This window comes from Micrococcus sp. SL257 (genome assembly GCF_026625585.1).
Classification (GTDB): Bacteria; Actinomycetota; Actinomycetes; order Actinomycetales; family Micrococcaceae; genus Micrococcus; species Micrococcus luteus.
Map to the genome: position 1 here is coordinate 737,860 of NZ_CP113053.1, position 14,793 is coordinate 752,652.

At 70.0% G+C, this 14,793-nt stretch carries 15 protein-coding genes and 1 pseudogene; 10 read left to right on the forward strand and 6 right to left on the reverse strand.

Annotation, left to right across the window (positions count from 1 at the left end):
• Window position 1 precedes the first annotated feature (1 nt).
• The 7 genes and pseudogenes from OVA32_RS03490 to OVA32_RS03520 all read left to right on the forward strand — a co-directional run bounded on the left by OVA32_RS03490 (window position 2) and on the right by OVA32_RS03520 (window position 7,476).
• Entirely contained in the window at window positions 2-3,268 is a 3,267-nt protein-coding gene (locus tag OVA32_RS03490) for a type I restriction endonuclease subunit R (RefSeq protein ID WP_267715255.1), read from the forward strand.
• 1 nt (window position 3,269) lies between these two features.
• On the forward strand, window positions 3,270-4,238 hold the full coding sequence (locus OVA32_RS03495; protein WP_049161110.1) for a GIY-YIG nuclease family protein: 969 nt from the start codon (window positions 3,270-3,272) through the stop codon (window positions 4,236-4,238).
• Window positions 4,235-4,429: a hypothetical protein gene (locus OVA32_RS03500; RefSeq protein ID WP_267715258.1), complete on the forward strand. Its 195-nt coding sequence runs from the start codon at window positions 4,235-4,237 to the stop codon at window positions 4,427-4,429. The genes OVA32_RS03495 and OVA32_RS03500 overlap by 4 nt, the downstream gene beginning before the upstream one ends.
• A 99-nt stretch (window positions 4,430-4,528) precedes the next feature.
• Window positions 4,529-5,535, forward strand: a pseudogene (locus OVA32_RS03505) (IS481 family transposase).
• A gap of 52 nt (window positions 5,536-5,587) precedes the next feature.
• A complete protein-coding gene (locus OVA32_RS03510) occupies window positions 5,588-5,947 on the forward strand; it encodes a hypothetical protein (RefSeq protein WP_143740066.1) in 360 nt (119 codons plus the stop codon).
• A 361-nt stretch (window positions 5,948-6,308) separates the two neighbouring features.
• Window positions 6,309-7,220 (forward strand): Abi family protein, encoded by a 912-nt coding sequence (locus OVA32_RS03515; protein WP_049161111.1) that lies wholly within the window; start codon window positions 6,309-6,311, stop codon window positions 7,218-7,220.
• 46 nt (window positions 7,221-7,266) lie between these two features.
• Window positions 7,267-7,476: a hypothetical protein gene (locus tag OVA32_RS03520; RefSeq protein WP_002857973.1), complete on the forward strand. Its 210-nt coding sequence runs from the start codon at window positions 7,267-7,269 to the stop codon at window positions 7,474-7,476.
• Between the two features lie 104 nt (window positions 7,477-7,580).
• On the opposite strand, the gene OVA32_RS03525 is transcribed toward OVA32_RS03520, so the two are convergent.
• On the reverse strand, window positions 7,581-8,381 hold the full coding sequence (locus OVA32_RS03525; protein ID WP_267715263.1) for an enoyl-CoA hydratase/isomerase family protein: 801 nt from the start codon (window positions 8,379-8,381) through the stop codon (window positions 7,581-7,583).
• 21 nt (window positions 8,382-8,402) lie between these two features.
• Here OVA32_RS03525 and OVA32_RS03530 point away from each other — a divergent pair, with 21 nt between their 5' ends.
• Window positions 8,403-8,531, forward strand: a complete 129-nt coding sequence (locus tag OVA32_RS03530) for a hypothetical protein (protein WP_255351296.1) — start codon at window positions 8,403-8,405, stop codon at window positions 8,529-8,531.
• A gap of 9 nt (window positions 8,532-8,540) precedes the next feature.
• Here OVA32_RS03530 and OVA32_RS03535 read toward each other — a convergent pair whose 3' ends face one another.
• Window positions 8,541-9,083 (reverse strand): MarR family winged helix-turn-helix transcriptional regulator, encoded by a 543-nt coding sequence (locus tag OVA32_RS03535; RefSeq protein WP_267715267.1) that lies wholly within the window; start codon window positions 9,081-9,083, stop codon window positions 8,541-8,543.
• A gap of 132 nt (window positions 9,084-9,215) precedes the next feature.
• Between OVA32_RS03535 and OVA32_RS03540 the strand changes: the two genes are divergently transcribed.
• Window positions 9,216-9,602, forward strand: a complete 387-nt coding sequence (locus OVA32_RS03540; RefSeq protein ID WP_044658809.1) for a hypothetical protein — start codon at window positions 9,216-9,218, stop codon at window positions 9,600-9,602.
• A 9-nt stretch (window positions 9,603-9,611) separates the two neighbouring features.
• On the opposite strand, the gene OVA32_RS03545 is transcribed toward OVA32_RS03540, so the two are convergent.
• Genes OVA32_RS03545 through OVA32_RS03555 form a run of 3 tightly spaced genes read right to left on the reverse strand, consistent with a single transcriptional unit; the run spans window position 9,612 to window position 13,581 of the window.
• Window positions 9,612-10,814 (reverse strand): acyl-CoA dehydrogenase family protein, encoded by a 1,203-nt coding sequence (locus OVA32_RS03545; RefSeq protein ID WP_095346981.1) that lies wholly within the window; start codon window positions 10,812-10,814, stop codon window positions 9,612-9,614.
• Window positions 10,811-12,412 (reverse strand): fatty acyl-CoA synthetase, encoded by a 1,602-nt coding sequence (locus OVA32_RS03550; protein WP_192593680.1) that lies wholly within the window; start codon window positions 12,410-12,412, stop codon window positions 10,811-10,813. The genes OVA32_RS03545 and OVA32_RS03550 overlap by 4 nt, the downstream gene beginning before the upstream one ends.
• Before the next feature lie 20 nt (window positions 12,413-12,432).
• Window positions 12,433-13,581 carry an acetyl-CoA C-acetyltransferase gene (locus OVA32_RS03555; protein ID WP_267715271.1) on the reverse strand — a complete coding sequence of 383 codons (1,149 nt, stop codon included), beginning with the start codon at window positions 13,579-13,581 and terminating at the stop codon, window positions 12,433-12,435.
• A gap of 267 nt (window positions 13,582-13,848) precedes the next feature.
• Between OVA32_RS03555 and OVA32_RS03560 the strand changes: the two genes are divergently transcribed.
• Entirely contained in the window at window positions 13,849-14,103 is a 255-nt protein-coding gene (locus tag OVA32_RS03560) for a DUF6480 family protein (protein WP_267715273.1), read from the forward strand.
• 137 nt (window positions 14,104-14,240) lie between these two features.
• On the opposite strand, the gene OVA32_RS03565 is transcribed toward OVA32_RS03560, so the two are convergent.
• Window positions 14,241-14,636: a hypothetical protein gene (locus OVA32_RS03565; RefSeq protein ID WP_267715275.1), complete on the reverse strand. Its 396-nt coding sequence runs from the start codon at window positions 14,634-14,636 to the stop codon at window positions 14,241-14,243.
• Window positions 14,637-14,793: the final 157 nt, after the last annotated feature.

Below are 14,793 nucleotides of genomic sequence, written 5' to 3' on the forward strand. Positions count from 1 at the left end.
CATGGCCATCCACAACGAGAGCGAGCTCGAGACCTACATCTGCGAGTACCTGGAGCAGCACGGCTGGCTCTACTCGCCCAACGATGCCAGCTACGACCGCAAGAACGCGATCTTCCCCGAGGACGTCCACACCTGGCTGGCCGAGAACCAGCCCGAGGACTACGCCCGCCTCGTCAAGCCGGACGCCCCGGCCTCCGCGCAGCAGGCGCAGCGGGACCAGATCACCACCCGCCTGATCGACGTGCTCAACAAGCCGCAGGACACCGGTGTCGGCGGCACCCTCAACGTGCTCCGCAAGGGCTTCAAGATCGGCACCTCCGCCACCCTGCGCATGGCCGAGCCGCGGCCGGCCACAAACCTGAACCCGGCCGCCGTCGCCTCCTACGAGCGCATGCGGCTGCGCGTGATGCGTCAGGTGCACTTCAACCCGGCCACCAACCAGTCCGTGGACCTGGTGCTGTTCGTCAACGGCCTGCCCGTAGCGACGATCGAGCTGAAGACCGACTCCACCCAGTCCATCGGCCACGCGAAGAAGCAGTACCGCGAGCGCAACCCGAAGGCCACGCCGCTGTTCGGGTTCGGCACCCGCGCCGTGGTCCACTTCGCCGTCTCCAACCGCGAGGTCTGGATGACCACCAAGCTGGCCGGGAAGGACACCTTCTTCCTGCCGTTCAACCAAGGCGACGACGGCCACGCCGGCAACCCGCTCAACCCGAACGGCGGTTCCTCCACGGCCTACCTGTGGGAGCGGATTCTCCAGCGGGACACCTGGCTCGAGATCCTCCAGAAGTTCGTCTTCCTCAAGAAGGAGACCGTGGAGGACGAGCACGGCCGCTCGCACCGGAAGTCCACGCTGATCTTCCCGCGCTTCCACCAGTGGGAGGCCGTCACCACGATGCTCGCCGCCGTCCGCGAGGAGGGCGCCGGCAAGTCCTACCTGATCGAGCACTCCGCGGGCTCCGGCAAGACCAACACCATCGCCTGGACCGCCCACCGCCTGCTCTCCACCTACGGGGCGGACGAGCAGCGGGTGTTCGACTCGGTCATCGTGGTCACGGACCGCACCGTGCTGGACGACCAGCTCCAGGAGGCTGTCCGACAGATCGAACGGACCTCCGGCACCGTGGTGGCCGTGGACCGAAAGAATCTTGGGGGAGAGGCCACCAGCAAGTCCGCCCTGGTGAAGCAGACCCTGCTGCAGGGCAATCGGATCATCGTGGTGACGTTGCAGACCTTCCCCGCCGTGCTTGAGCTCCTCAAAGGCGACTCGACGCTCGCCGGCCGCACCTACGCAGTGATCGCGGACGAGGCGCACTCCTCCCAGACCGGCTCCGCCGCAGCCAAGCTCAAGCGCGTGCTCACCCCGGACGAGCAGACCGACCTCGACGACGGCGGAGAGGCGGACACCGAGTCCATCCTCGCCGCCGAGGTCGCCGCCACCGGACGCCCGGAGAACATCAGCTTCTTCGCCTTCACCGCCACGCCGAAGGACAAGACCCTGCAGATGTTCGGCCGCCCCTCCGGCGAGTACGACGAGAAGGGTCAGGAGATCCCGGCATCCTTCCACCGGTACACCATGCAGCAGGCCATCGAGGAGGAGTTCATCCTCGACGTGCTGAAGAACTTCACCAACTACGACACCGCCTTCAAGCTGGCCCTGGCCGGACAGAAGGGCGAGTTCCGTCCCGAAGGCGACCGGGCCGCCGTCGGGAAGCAGACCACCGAAGTGGACCAGACCGAGGCGAGCAAGAAGCTCATGCGGTGGGTCAAGCTGCACCCGACGAACATCGCGCAGAAGGTCAAGATCATCGTGGAGCACTTCCGCGCCAACGTGGCCGGACTGCTCGATGGGCAGGCCAAGGCCATGGTGGTCACCGACTCCCGCGCCGCCGCCGTCCGGTACAAGCGTCAGATGGACCAGTACATCCAGGACATGGGGTACACGGACGTGGGCACCCTGGTGGCCTTCTCCGGCGAGATCACCGACGACGACTTCGGGCTCGAGAAGGTCACCGAGCGGTCCATGAACCCGTCCGTGACCGGCGACCTGGCCAAGGCGTTCGACGGGGACAGCTACCAGGTGATGATCGTGGCCAACAAGTACCAGACCGGCTTCGACCAGCCGAAGCTCTGCGCCCTGTACGTGGACAAGAAGCTCTCCGGCGTGCTGGCCGTGCAGACGCTGTCGCGCCTGAACCGTGCGGCACCCGGCAAGGACACCACCTATGTGCTGGACTTCGTGAACTCCGAAGATGACATCCAGGCCGCCTTCGAGCCGTACTATGCCGGCGCGAAGCTGGAGACGGTGACGGACCCGAACCTGATCCATGACCTGGGGACGAAGCTCGACGCCGCGGGCGTGTACGACTGGGACGAGGTCGACGCGTTCGCCGATGTGTGGGTGGCGTGGAAGCCGGGGAGCGGGCAGGAGGGCCTGCAGGCCGCGCTGGAGCCCGTGGCATACCGGTTCCGCAAGGAGCTGGCGCATGCGCGGATGAACCAGGACGAGACGCGCGTGAACGAGCTCGTGCTGGTGCGCAAGGACATGCGGTCCTTCGTCAGCCTCTACGACTTCCTCTCCCAGATCTACGAGTTCGGGGACACCGAGCACTACAAGCGGGCGCTGTTCCTGCGGCACCTGGTGCAGCTCGTGGGCGATCAGCCCGGCGGTGAGGAGCTGATCGACCTGAGTGATGTGCAGCTGGTGAGCATCCGGCAGAAGAAGACGTCCTCGGGGGACATCGGGCTGACCGGCGGGGCCGCGCTGAAGGGGACCACCGCTGTGGGAGGCGGGCAGGTGCGTGAGAAGCAGCGCGGGCCGTTGGAGGAAGTGATCGAGAAGATCAACGAGATCTTCGCCGGCGAAGGCGTGGATGCCTCCCCGTCCCAGCAGGAGGCGTGGGTCAGTGCCCTCGTGGCGCCGCTCATGGAGGACGAGAAGCTGCTGGGGCAGGCCGGAGCGAACTCGCTGGAGCAGTTCCTGGCGAGCCCGAACCTGGAACGGTCAGCGATGGGCGCCGTGTACGCGAATGAGGACGCCTTCGCGAAGATGACGGACATCGTGGGCAGGGGCGGGGACCCGTCCAAGATGATCGTTGCCGCGATCGGGGAGTACCTGTACTGGAAGGTGCGGAGCGAGGGGGCCGGGCCGGTGGACGTTGCCCATGGACGGTCCGCCGTTTTCGTTGACGAAACGGCCCCTTCGCAGGGCACTTCCGTCGATGAGAGGGCGAGTGCGACGCCGTCGCGCGTCCGGAAGGGGAACTGAGATGGCACACCCCAAGACACTGCAGGTCTTCCTGATGGACGGTGCACCCACCGGCCGGCTGAAGTGCACCCTCGACAACTGGACGGGCCTCGTCTATGTAGTGCCTCGGACCAATCTCAATGTGCGGCCGCGGCCTGAAGCGTTCGACTCGACGGGTGTGTACCTCCTGCTGGGCCAGGACGCAGACTCCGGCGACGACGCGGTCTACGTGGGTCAGGCCGTGGGCCGTGCCAACGGCAACGGGTTGGTGGGCCGCATCCAGGAACACGTTGCCAACGGCCGGCATGACTTCTGGAACCGTGCCATCCTTCTCACCACCCTGGGTAATTCTTTTGGCCCCACCGAAGTGACCTTTCTGGAGAACCACTTCTTCGAGCTGGCGAAGACAATCGGCCGCTATCGCGTGGACAACGCGAACACGCCCTCGGGCGGTAATGTGACTGAAGAAAAACGCGCCGAACTGAATGAGTACGCAGAAAAGGGCCAACTGGTCATCAGTGCGCTCGGGCACCGCGTCTTCGAAGAAGTCGATGAACAGCTAGACCCATCCTCAGCACCCCAGCCCGGGCAGCGGTTGGACGACACTGTCTACTCGATGTCGATCAACGACGGTAATGCCACGGGACGTCCGACATCTGAGGGTTTCGTGGTCTTCGCCGGGAGCCGCGTGGCCAAGGGCCTGAGGGACAGCGCCCCTGTCGGGGTGCGTGCCAACCGTGAGAAGCACCGGGAAGTGCTGACCCCGGACGGAGTTCTGACCTCAGATGCCCTGTTCAGCAGCTCATCCGCAGCGGCTAGCTTCATCGCCGGAGGAAGCATGAGCGGTCCTGCCTCATGGAAGGGCTCGGATGGCAGGAGTCTGGGCGAGCATGAGGCAAGAACTTCCGCTCTCGAGCGAGGCCTGCAGGCAGACGCTGGCGCTGTGGTGGACGCCCCCTCGGAGGGGTCATATGCAGACTGGGGCTCATGAGCTGGGTCAACGACGTCATCCCCCAGATCCCGTCGATCGTTTCGGCGGCCGCAGCCGCGGCAGCAGCGTACGCGGCGGGCCGGTCTGCGCGTCTGGCCGGACAGCAGGTCACGAACCAGCAGGCGCAGTTCGAAGCCTCCATGCAGCCTTACGTGTGGGTGGACATCCGCCCTAGGTGTTGTGGGTCATGAGGTTCTTGACACGAGGCACGGGCTGAGATGAGACGAGCGGGCTCCGCCCCGCAGGATGGGAATTGCGACATCCACTCATCCGCGGAAGGAAGCCCGCTCGTGACTCACGCTAACGCACCTCTGACCCCCACCGGCCGGCTGCGCATGGTCCACCGCCACCTGAACGACGGGATCCCGCAAGCACACGTGGCAGCCGAGTTCCGCGTGAGCCGGCCCACGGTGGCCACCTGGGTGGCCCGCTACCGCGCCCAGGGAGAAGCCGGCCTTCAGGACCTGCCCAGCCGGCCGCACCGTTCACCTGCCCAGCTCGATCCGGTCCTGGTCGCCCAGATCCACGCCCTGCGGCGGGAGCGCAAGTGGTCCGCCCGGCGCATCCATCACCATCTGGTCGGCGAGGGCCACCAGGTGTGTCTTCGCACCGTGGGGCGGTGGCTGCACCGACTCGGGATCTCCCGCCTACGGGACCTGACCCCGGCCGGAGAAGACCTGCGCCAACGACCCCAGAAGATCACCGCCCGCGGCCCGGGGCACATGGTGCACCTGGACGTGAAGAAAATCGGGCGCATCCCCGAGGGGGAGGCTGGCGTGCTCACGGCCGGGACTCCGAGAACGCGCGAGCGGCCAAACGCGGGCCTGGCCGACGGGTCGGGTACACCTACCTGCACTCGGCGATCGACGGGTACACCCGCCTGGCGTACACCGAGGCGTTGGAGGACGAGAAGGCGGTGACCACGATCGGGTTCTTCTGCCGGGCGAGGGCGTTCTTCGCCGCCCACGGCATCACCGTGGACCGGGTGATCACGGACAACGGCAACAACTACCGGGCCGTGGACTTCACCCGGAAGGTGGTCTCGCTCGGGGGCCGGCATCACCGGATCCGCCCCTACACCCCGCGTCACAACGGGAAGGTCGAACGCTACAACCGGCTGATGGTGGACGAGGTCCTCTACGCCCGCCCCTACACCTCAGAGCGGGCTCGGCGTGAGGCCCTTCAGGTGTGGGTGAATCACTACAACTACCATCGGCCGCATACCTCCTGCGGAGATGCTCCACCGGCCTCGTTGGCCCCGGTGCGTGTCAACAACGTCATGCCCTCCTACACCTAGGGATGAGGACGGCCAGCTGCTCGTATTGGTGGTGGGTAATTCAGGACCTACCGTGGCGACCAACGTGCGGATTTGGGTGGATGAGGATGTCCCACACGCTCCTCGGCATCGGGAGCACCTCCAGCGGGCACTTGACCGTTTCAATTCCGGTCACGCATCGCTGCCTCCAGGGCGCAGCCACTCCTGGGGACTCGGGACCGCTGTGGAAATCCTGAACGATCCAGAGGTGGATCGACGGATCACGGTCACCATTGAGGCCGACGGACCGTACGGGCCAGTGGAGGCCCTGAGTTACCGAATCGATCTCAATGACTGGCGTGAGACGTCTGTGCAGGCCCGAGGCAGTATGTACCGCCTAGAGAAGGCGCTGCAATCGATGGAGAAGGCGCTCGTCAAGACGCTGCGGAAGTAATCTCGCAGGCCGGGAAGGGCTTGCGGCCCCTGTCCCCGTCGCAAGAGTGGCGCCTTCCGTGGCCTCACCTATCACGGTCGGGACGTCTCCTGTTGACCACTGGCTCGCTCCGCCGCGAAAAACATCCCGGGGCCACCTCCACGCAGCCGAGCGTGGCGACGCCGGGCGGTACGGTGGCCAGCAGCCAGGAGACACGATGCATCTCCCGTGGGCACTGAAAGGCCGTCGGCGGAGGAGTGAACCTGTCCACACCCGTGCCCCACAGGGGCTGCTTGTGGGATAGACTGGTTGCAACAGAGCCCCCGCCAAGCTTCCCGTTGCAGGCCCCGTTCCAGCGACGCAGCTCAAATGCGCGGGGGCCGTGTTCGTCTCGGAGGAGCACGTGAAAGATAGCCGCAAACCCTGGATCTCCTACGCGCAGCAGGTCGACCTGCTGCGCTCCCGGGGGATGGAGATCGACGACGTCGGCGCAGCCCATGAAGAGCTCCGAAGAGTCGGCTACTACCGGCTCTCCGGGTACTGGCGCTTCTTCCAGCACGACCCTGCGTTCGGAGACAACCGTTTCCGAGACGGCACGCGATTCTCGGAGATCGCCTCTCTGTACCGCTCGGACGAACAGCTTCGTGAGCAGTGCGGCATGGCGGTCGCAGAGGTGGAGGTGGCTCTCCGCACGTCGTTCGCCCACGTGATCGCAGAACGGCATGGGCCGTACGGCGTCTTCCTGAAGGCTGATTCCTACACCCAGCCTCCGGCACGCCAGGTGCCCGTGGACCAAGCGATTCGGGATGACCTGGATCGTGCTCGACAGGCTTTCGTGGTCCGTCATCGAGCCGATGCCTATCGCGACCTGCCGGTGTGGGCCGCCGTCGACGTCCTGTCCTTCGGCACCCTCTCCAAGGCGATCGACTTCGTCCGAGATGAGGACGTTCGGCGCGGCGTCGCCGACACCTGGGGGCTCCGGCAGATGGGATTCTCCTCCACAGTCCGGAGCCTCGCAGTACTGCGGAATGCCTGCGCGCACCATTCGCGGCTGTGGAACACGGTCCCGCCGAATCTTCCCGACCTCGGCGTGAAGGCGAGGAAGATCAAGCGGCAATGGGGTCAGTACGAGAGCCAGAGCATGGTCCCTCTCCTGGCTGGCCTCGCCACCTACTCTGAGGCCGTGTCCGGCAGCACCTGGTTCCAGGAAAACGTCCAGGAGCTACTCGCAACGGGTGGCCACTTCGCCGAAGGCCTGCGCGTTCCTCGCCCATACGTTTCTGCCGACCGCTAAGGGAGTCACGGGCTACCCCGTCCACCCCACCCAGTACGCTCGCCCCATGAAGATCGGTCTCCGCAAGCCCAGCCTGAAGAAGTCCATCAAGGCCCGCACCACGGGCCGCGCCAAGCGCGCGATCAAGCGCAAGGTCATCCCCGGCTACGGCCGCAAGGGGATGGGCTGGCTGCGCGATCCGAAGCGCGCCGCCTACAACGCCGTCTACCGGCGCACCACGGTCGGCCTGGGTGACGTCCTGAAGATGTTCAAGTGACCTCCACGCCCTCGCGGACCCGGCCGGGGGCGGCCCGCTGAACACGCGCCGCCGGCCTGGCCGCTCACGGCCCGGTCCGCGGCCCCCGCTCACCGGCCCACCTCTCACCGGCCCGCGAACGCCTCCACCCGCCGCACGGCCTCCGGGTGCTCGGACGCCGCCGCGATCGACGCCGCCTCCTGCCGCACATGCGCGCGCAGCGCCTCGACGTCGGCCCCGCGCGCCAGCGCCTTCGTCGGCCCATAGGTGTGCGCCGGACCGGCCACCAGATCGTCCTCGAGCTCCGCCAGACGCGCCGCGAACGCGCCGCCGGCCACCGCCTCGGTCGCCAGGCCCCATGCGACGGCCTCGGTCCCGTTCAGGCGCCGCCCGCCGAGGAGCAGCTGCGTCGCGCGCACCGGCCCGAGCACCCGCGGCAGCCAGTAGGACACGCCCGTGTCCGGTGTCATCCCGAGCGCGGAGAACGCCGTCACCAGCTGCGCGTCCTCGCGCACCAGCACGACGTCGCCGCCCAGCATGAGCCCGAGCCCCGCCCCGGCGGCCGTCCCGTTGACGCCGGCCAGCACCAGCAGGCGAGAGCCCGTCAGCGCCACCGCGACCTCGCCCGCCGCCTCGCCGAGCTCCTGGATCATCGCGCGCCGCTCCGGCCCGGCAGGCGCGGCGGCCATGGCCTGGACGTCCCCGCCGCCGCAGAAGATCCGCCCGGCGCCGGTCAGCGTGAGCACGTGCACGGACTCGTCCGCCTCGGCCTTGGCGATCGCCGCGAGCACCTCGCGCGCCATCGTCAGTCCGAGCGCGTTGCCCTTCGCGGGCCGGTTCAGCGTCAGCCGCACGACGCCGGGCCGCGTCTCGACGAGGACGGCGGGGGCGTCGTCGGAGGAAGAAGGGGTGGGTGCGGTGCTCATGTCAGCTCCTGGGGTTGGCGGGTGCGGTGCACGGGTGCCGGCCGCGAGGACGGCCGGCCGGGCATGGGGTGGGTGCGCGATCCGAAGCGCGCCGCCTACAACGCGGTCTACAAGCGCACCACGTTCAGCGTCTGGGACCTGTTCCGCTGAGTCTGTTCCTCACGCGGGCTGGTCCGCCTCGTCCTCGTCATGCTCCTCCACGCTGCGGATCAGGGCCCGCAGGAACGCGGCCGCGCCGGCGAGCTCGGCCGGGGTGAGGCCCTCCACCGCGGCGAGCATACTGCGGTGCATGGCGCCCAGGGTGGCGCGGACCTCGTGGTCCGTCTTGGCCGTCGGCTCCACCACCACGGATCGGCGGTCCTGTGGGTGGGGCGCCCGTCGGGCGTAGCCGTCTCGGACCAGTCGGTCCACCAGGGCGCTGGCGGAGGCCGGGGTGATCTCCAGGGCGCTGGCCAGATCCCGCTGACGGACCTTGTGGCCGCGTCGGTCGGCCCGCAGCAGGTAACGCAGGGCTGACAGGTGGGTCTCTCCCATCCCCATGCTGTTCCGGGTGCGGGCGCGCATGCGCCGTTCGGCCTCCCGGTAGCGTCGCAGCAGGTTGAGCACGTCCACAGGTTCGATCTCGCGGGCGCCGCGGGTGTACCAGTAGCCCGACGTCGGTTCGCCATCCGTGCTGGTCAGCGTGGTGTGCTCCTCACCCATGCGCTCTTGAACCTCCCTGTTCACGTCACCCCGAAAATTTGGTTAGTCTTCCTAACGCATAGTTAGACTAACATTTTCCAGGTCACGGCGATCTCTGTGAGGGGGCGCCCGGGCCGCGGCGAGAGGAATGTCATGACAGCAACGCTGGAGGCCCCCCAGGCCATGGGGCGGACCCTGTCCGCCGTCCCGCCCGTCCTCGAGTCCCCGGCGCCGCAGCCCGCCGCCTTCCGTCAGCGCTGCGCCCTCCTGGCCATGAGTGCCGCGCGGGCCGTCACCGTGTTCCCCGAGGTCGCTGAGGCCAGGTTCGCCATCACCGGCACCCCCTCCGCCCCCGCGCTGGAGGTGGACTGCATCCTGCGGGACGGAGAGGACACCGCGGCGGTCATCGAGACCATCACGGTGCACCTCGTCGAGGACCTCGAGGAGCTGCTCGGCGCACGGTTCCACGAACGTCGGCTGGAGCTGGTCGTGGACCGCAGCCTGCCCCGGGTGGGCGTGGGGGTCGTCTCCGCGCCCTGAGGGAGGCGCTCACGCGAACGCGCTCATCCCGGTCAGGTCCCGGCCGAGGATCAACGCCTGCACGGACTCGGTGCCCTCGTAGGTGTGCAGCGCCTCGACGTCGGCGAAGTGCCGCATCACCCGGTGCTCGAGGAGGATGCCGTTGCCGCCGAGCATGTCCCGGGCGATCTGCGCCACCCGCCGCGCGCCCCGCGTGCAGGCGTACTTCAGCAGGGACGCCTGCTCGTCGCGCAGTAGCCCGGCCGCCTGCAGGCGGGCCACGGCCACGCAGCGGGTCTGCATCGCGGTCACCTCGTCCAGCATCTGCGCGAGCCGTTCCTGCACCATCTGGTGCGCTCCCAGCGGCTTGCCGAACTGCTCGCGCTGCCGGGCGTAGGCCAGCGCGGCCTCGAACATGGCGGTCGCGTGGCCCAGCGCGGACCAGCCCACGTTCACGCGGGTGGCCACCAGCACGCGCGCGGCGTCCTTGAACGTCGCCACGCCCGGCAGCCGCGCGTCGTCGCCGACCCGCACGTCGGTCAGCGTGATCTCGGCCTGGTGGATCGCCCGCAGCGCGCCCTTGCCCGTGATCACCTCGGCCTCGTACCCGGGCGTGGACTGCTCCACCACGAACCCCTTGACCTGGCCGTCCTCGGTGTCCCGCGCCCACACGATCGTGATGCCCCCGGCGGCCCCGTTGCCGATCCACTTCTTGGCGCCGTTCAGCACCCAGCCGCCGGCGCCGTCGGGCCGCGCGGACGTCTCGAGGGACACCGAGTCCGAGCCGTGCAGCGGCTCCGTGAGCGCGAACCCGCCCGGCAGCGTGCCGCGCGCCACCGGCTCGAGGTACCGCTCCTTCTGCTCCGGGCCGGCGCAGTGCACCAGGGCGCGCAGCACGAGCCCGCCCTGCACGGCCGCAGCCGCGGCCATCGACCCGTCCGCCCGGGAGATCTCCATCGCCACCAGGCCCGCGGCCAACGGCGACATCACCGGGTGCCCCGGCACCTCCAGCCCGTCGGTGAGCAGGTCCAGCTCGCCCGCCCGCGCCACCAGGTCCAACGGGTACTCCGCCCGGTCCCAGTGCCCGTCGATCCGCTCGAGCACCTCCCGGCCGTAGGCACGGGCGCGGTCCCAGTGCGCGCGGTCCTCGTCCGTGGCCTCCCCGAACGCGTCCAGGTAGTCGACGTCCAGGGGCGTGACGACGTCGTAGGTCGGCTTCTGCGTGCGCGTCACCGGGCCTCCTGCGTCCGCTCGGCGCGCAGCGCGCGCTTGAGCAGCTTGCCCGACTGGTTCCGCGGCAGCTCCGCCACGAAGTCCACGCGCTTGGGCACCTTGAAGCCCGCCAGCCGCTCCTTCACGTGGGCGCGCACGGTCTCCGCGGTCAGCTCGGCGCCCTCCTTGAGCACGACGACGGCGGTCACCGCCTCGATCCAGCGCTCGTCCGGCAGGCCGATGACGGCGACCTCGGCCACCTCGTCGAGCTCGTAGATCGCGTCCTCGACCTCCCGCGGGGCGACCAGCACGCCGCCCGTGTTGATGACGTCCTTGATGCGGTCCACCACCTGGATGTAGCCGGCCGCGTCCTGGGTGACCTGGTCGCCGGAGCGGAACCAGCCGTCGTCGGTGAACGCGTCCGCGGTGGCGTCCGGGCGGTTCCAGTAGCCGGAGAGCAGCTGCGGCGAGCGGTACTGGATCTCGCCGGGCTCGCCGGGCGCGGCGGGGGCGCCGTCGGCCGTCATCACCCGGGCCTCCACGTGGAACACGGGGCGGCCGCATGAGGCCGGCCGCGCGTCGTGCTCCTCGGGGCGCAGCACGGTGCACAGCGGGCCCAGCTCGGACTGGCCGAAGCAGTTGTAGAAGCCGATGCCCGGCTGACTCTGACGGAGGCGCTGCAGCACGGTCACCGGCATGATCGAGGCCCCGTACTGGGCCTTGTGCAGCGAGGAGAGGTCACGCGTGGCCAGGTCCGGATGGTTCGCCAGCGGCACCCAGACGGTGGGCGCCAGGAACAGGGAGCCGATGTGCTCGGTCTCCACGAGCTCGAGCATCCGGGGGATGTCCGGGGCGGCCAGCAGGCGCACCGTGGCGCCGAGGCTCAGGTAGGGGAGCAGGAACACGTGCATCGCGGCCGAGTGGTACAGCGGCATGGCCACCAGGGGGCGGTCCTCGGCCGTGAAGTCCAGCGCGATGATCGCGGAGAGGTACTCCGCCACAAGCGCCCGGTGGGACATCATGGCGCCCTTGGGGGTGGAGGTGGTGCCGGAGGTGTAGAGCAGCTGGGCCAGATCGGTGGCCGACACCTCCGCCTCCGGGGCGGCGGAATCCAGCGCCTCGTCTTGGGCGGTCTGAAGCACGGAGGGCTCGGCGTGGCCCGCGGGGAGCATGGTCCACACGTGCCGCAGAGCCGACGCGCGGCCCTCGGCCCGGACCTGGTCGACCCGCTCGAGCATGCCGGCGTCGGCCACGAGCAGCTCCGCGCCGGAGTCCTCGAGGGCGTGCGCGAGCTCGCCGCCCTTGAGCGCGAAGTTCACGGGCACGTGCACGTAGCCGGCCGTGACGCAGGCCAGGAAGAGCAGCGCGTAGGCGTCCGAGTTGGTGGCGTAGGCGGCCACCCGGGTGCCGGCCGGCAGGCCGGTGTCCTGGAGGCGGCGGGCCACGCGGTGCGCTCCGTCCCGGAGCTGGGCGTAGGTCCAGTCGCGGTCCTCGAAGCGCAGGGCGACGGCCTGCGGGGAGCGGGCGACCGCGCGCGCGAACACGCGGCCGATCGTGTCCTCCGGGGCGGGGGAGAGGTGGGCGGCGGTGTCGGTGGGGTGGGTGATCTGGTCGGGCATGGGAACCTCCGGGGGATGGGTCAGAGACGTTCGATCACGGTGACGTTGGCCTGGCCGCCGCCCTCGCACATGGTCTGCAGGCCGTAGCGGCCGCCCGTGCGCTCGAGCTCGTGCAGCAGGGACGTCATCAGGCGGGCGCCGGTGGCGCCGATGGGGTGGCCCAGGGCGATCGCCCCGCCGTTGACGTTGACCTTCGCCGGGTCCGCGCCGGTCTCGGTCAGCCAGGCCAGCACGACGGCGGCGAACGCCTCGTTGATCTCCACGAGGTCCATGTCGTCGATGGTCAGGCCCATGCGGTCGAGCGCGTACGCCGTCGCCGGGATCGGGGCGGAGAGCATCATGACGGGGTCGGCGCCGCGGGCGGAGAGGTGGTGGATCCGGGCTCGCGGGGTGAGTCCGTGACGACGCACCGCCTCCTCGGAGGCGAGCAGGAGGGCGGCCGCGCCGTCGGACATCTGCGACGCCGACGCTGCCGTGTGCAGCCCGCCGGGGACGATCGGGTCGAGCGAGGCGATCTTCGCGGCGTCCGGGGTGCGCGGCCCCTCGTCCGCGGTGAGGCCGGCGACGGGCAGGATCTCGCGGTCGAAGCGACCGTCGGCCTGGGCGGCGAGCGCGCGCTCGTGGGAGCGCACCGCGAACTCCTCCAGGGCGTCACGGTCCAGGTTCCAGTGCCGGGCCATCATCTCGGCCCCGCGGAACTGGGAGATCTCCTCGTCCCCGTAGCGGGCGGCCCAGGACTCGGAGCCGGTGAACGGGTCGGGGAAGCCGAGCTCGCGGGCGGCCGTGTTGGACCGGGAGAGCGGGATCGCGGACATGGACTGCACGCCACCGGCGACGACGAGGTCCGCCGTCCCGCTCATGACGGCCTGCGCGGCGTAGTGGACCGCCTGTTGGCCGGAGCCGCACTGGCGTTCGACCGTGGTGCCGGGGACGTCCTCGGAGAGCCCGGCCGCGAGCCAGGCGTTGCGCGCCACGTCCATGGCCTGCGGGCCGAGCTGGTCGATGCAGCCGAGGATGACCTCGTCGTACTCGGCCGAGTCGATGTCCTGGCGGGCGACGAGCTCGCGCAGCGGCGCGGCCGCCAGGTCGAGGGGATGCACGCCGGCGAGCCCCTTCCCTCGGCGACCCACGGGGGTGCGGACGGCGTCGATGATGTAGGCCTCGGGCATGGGGGGGCTCCTCCGGACGGCGGGGACGTGACGCCGATCACGCTATTGCTTGGACGTCCAACGATCAAGAGTGTGACGGGATCCGTCGTGGCGGCGTGGGCGTGGCGGAGGGCGCCGTTTCGTCAACGAAAGCGGCTCGGGGCGCGCCGTTTCGGCCACGAAAGCGCTGGGGCGGGCGTCGCCTCGCCCTGGTCAGGACCCCTGCCCCGGGCCTACCGTGAGGGCCAGCGGCGCGCACCCGTGCCGCCGAGACGAGAGGAGCCGGCCATGGCCACCCCGCACACCCCCGACCCCCAGGACGCCCGGCGCGCACGCGAGGCGACGGACGAGACCTCCGGGGTCGCGTTCGACGGCGACACGCCCCCAGCCGAGGGCGCGGGCGTCGGCCCGGACAACCCGGGCATGGACGTGGAGCAGACCGGCGAGCGCTCGGCCGGCAAGATCGTCCTTGGGCTGATCACCGCCCTCGTGGTCATCGGCGTCCTGCTGTTCATCCTGGGCCGCGTCGCCGGCCTCGGCTGAGCCGCGGCGCAGACCCCTCGGGCACGCCACCGGCCCACCACGACCACGGGGCGGGCACCGATCCGTCGGTGCCCGCCCCGTGCCGTGTCCGCTCCGCGGTGATGGTGTTCAGCGGCGACTCCGCACCGTCGCAGCGGTCAGAAGCCGCCGCCCACGGTCCGGCGTCCGCCCGCCGTGCGTCGGCCGGCGGCACCGGACCGGCCGCGGGAGGCGAGGGCCCCGCCGAGCAGCCCGCCCAGCAGGCCGGTGCCGAGGCCGCCCGTGGACCGGGCCGAGGGTCCGAAGCCGCCCCGGTACGCACCGGAGCCGCGTCCGCGCGTCGTGCCCCCGGCGCCGCGGCGCGAGAGCTCACGCAGCGCCAGACCGCCGAGCGTGCCCAGGAGGGCACCGCCCAGGCCGCTGGAGCGGCGTCGCTGAGAGCGGGCCTGTCGGCCGAAGTCGGGGGACCGGCCGATGTGCGCACCGATGGTGGGTCGGCTGGAGCGGCGGCCGCCGCCACCGAGGGTGCGGGTGATGCTGGAGAGGATGCCCATGGTGTCCTCCTCGGACGTCGTGCCAGCCACTCGTGCGTGGCCGGTCGGGTGCGCCTCAACCTAGGCGTCGACCCCCGCACGGTGTCCAGACCGGGCCTCCTCATGCATCGAGGCGGGATATCCACCCCACGGCCGCCCGCGGCAGCCGGATGAGGTC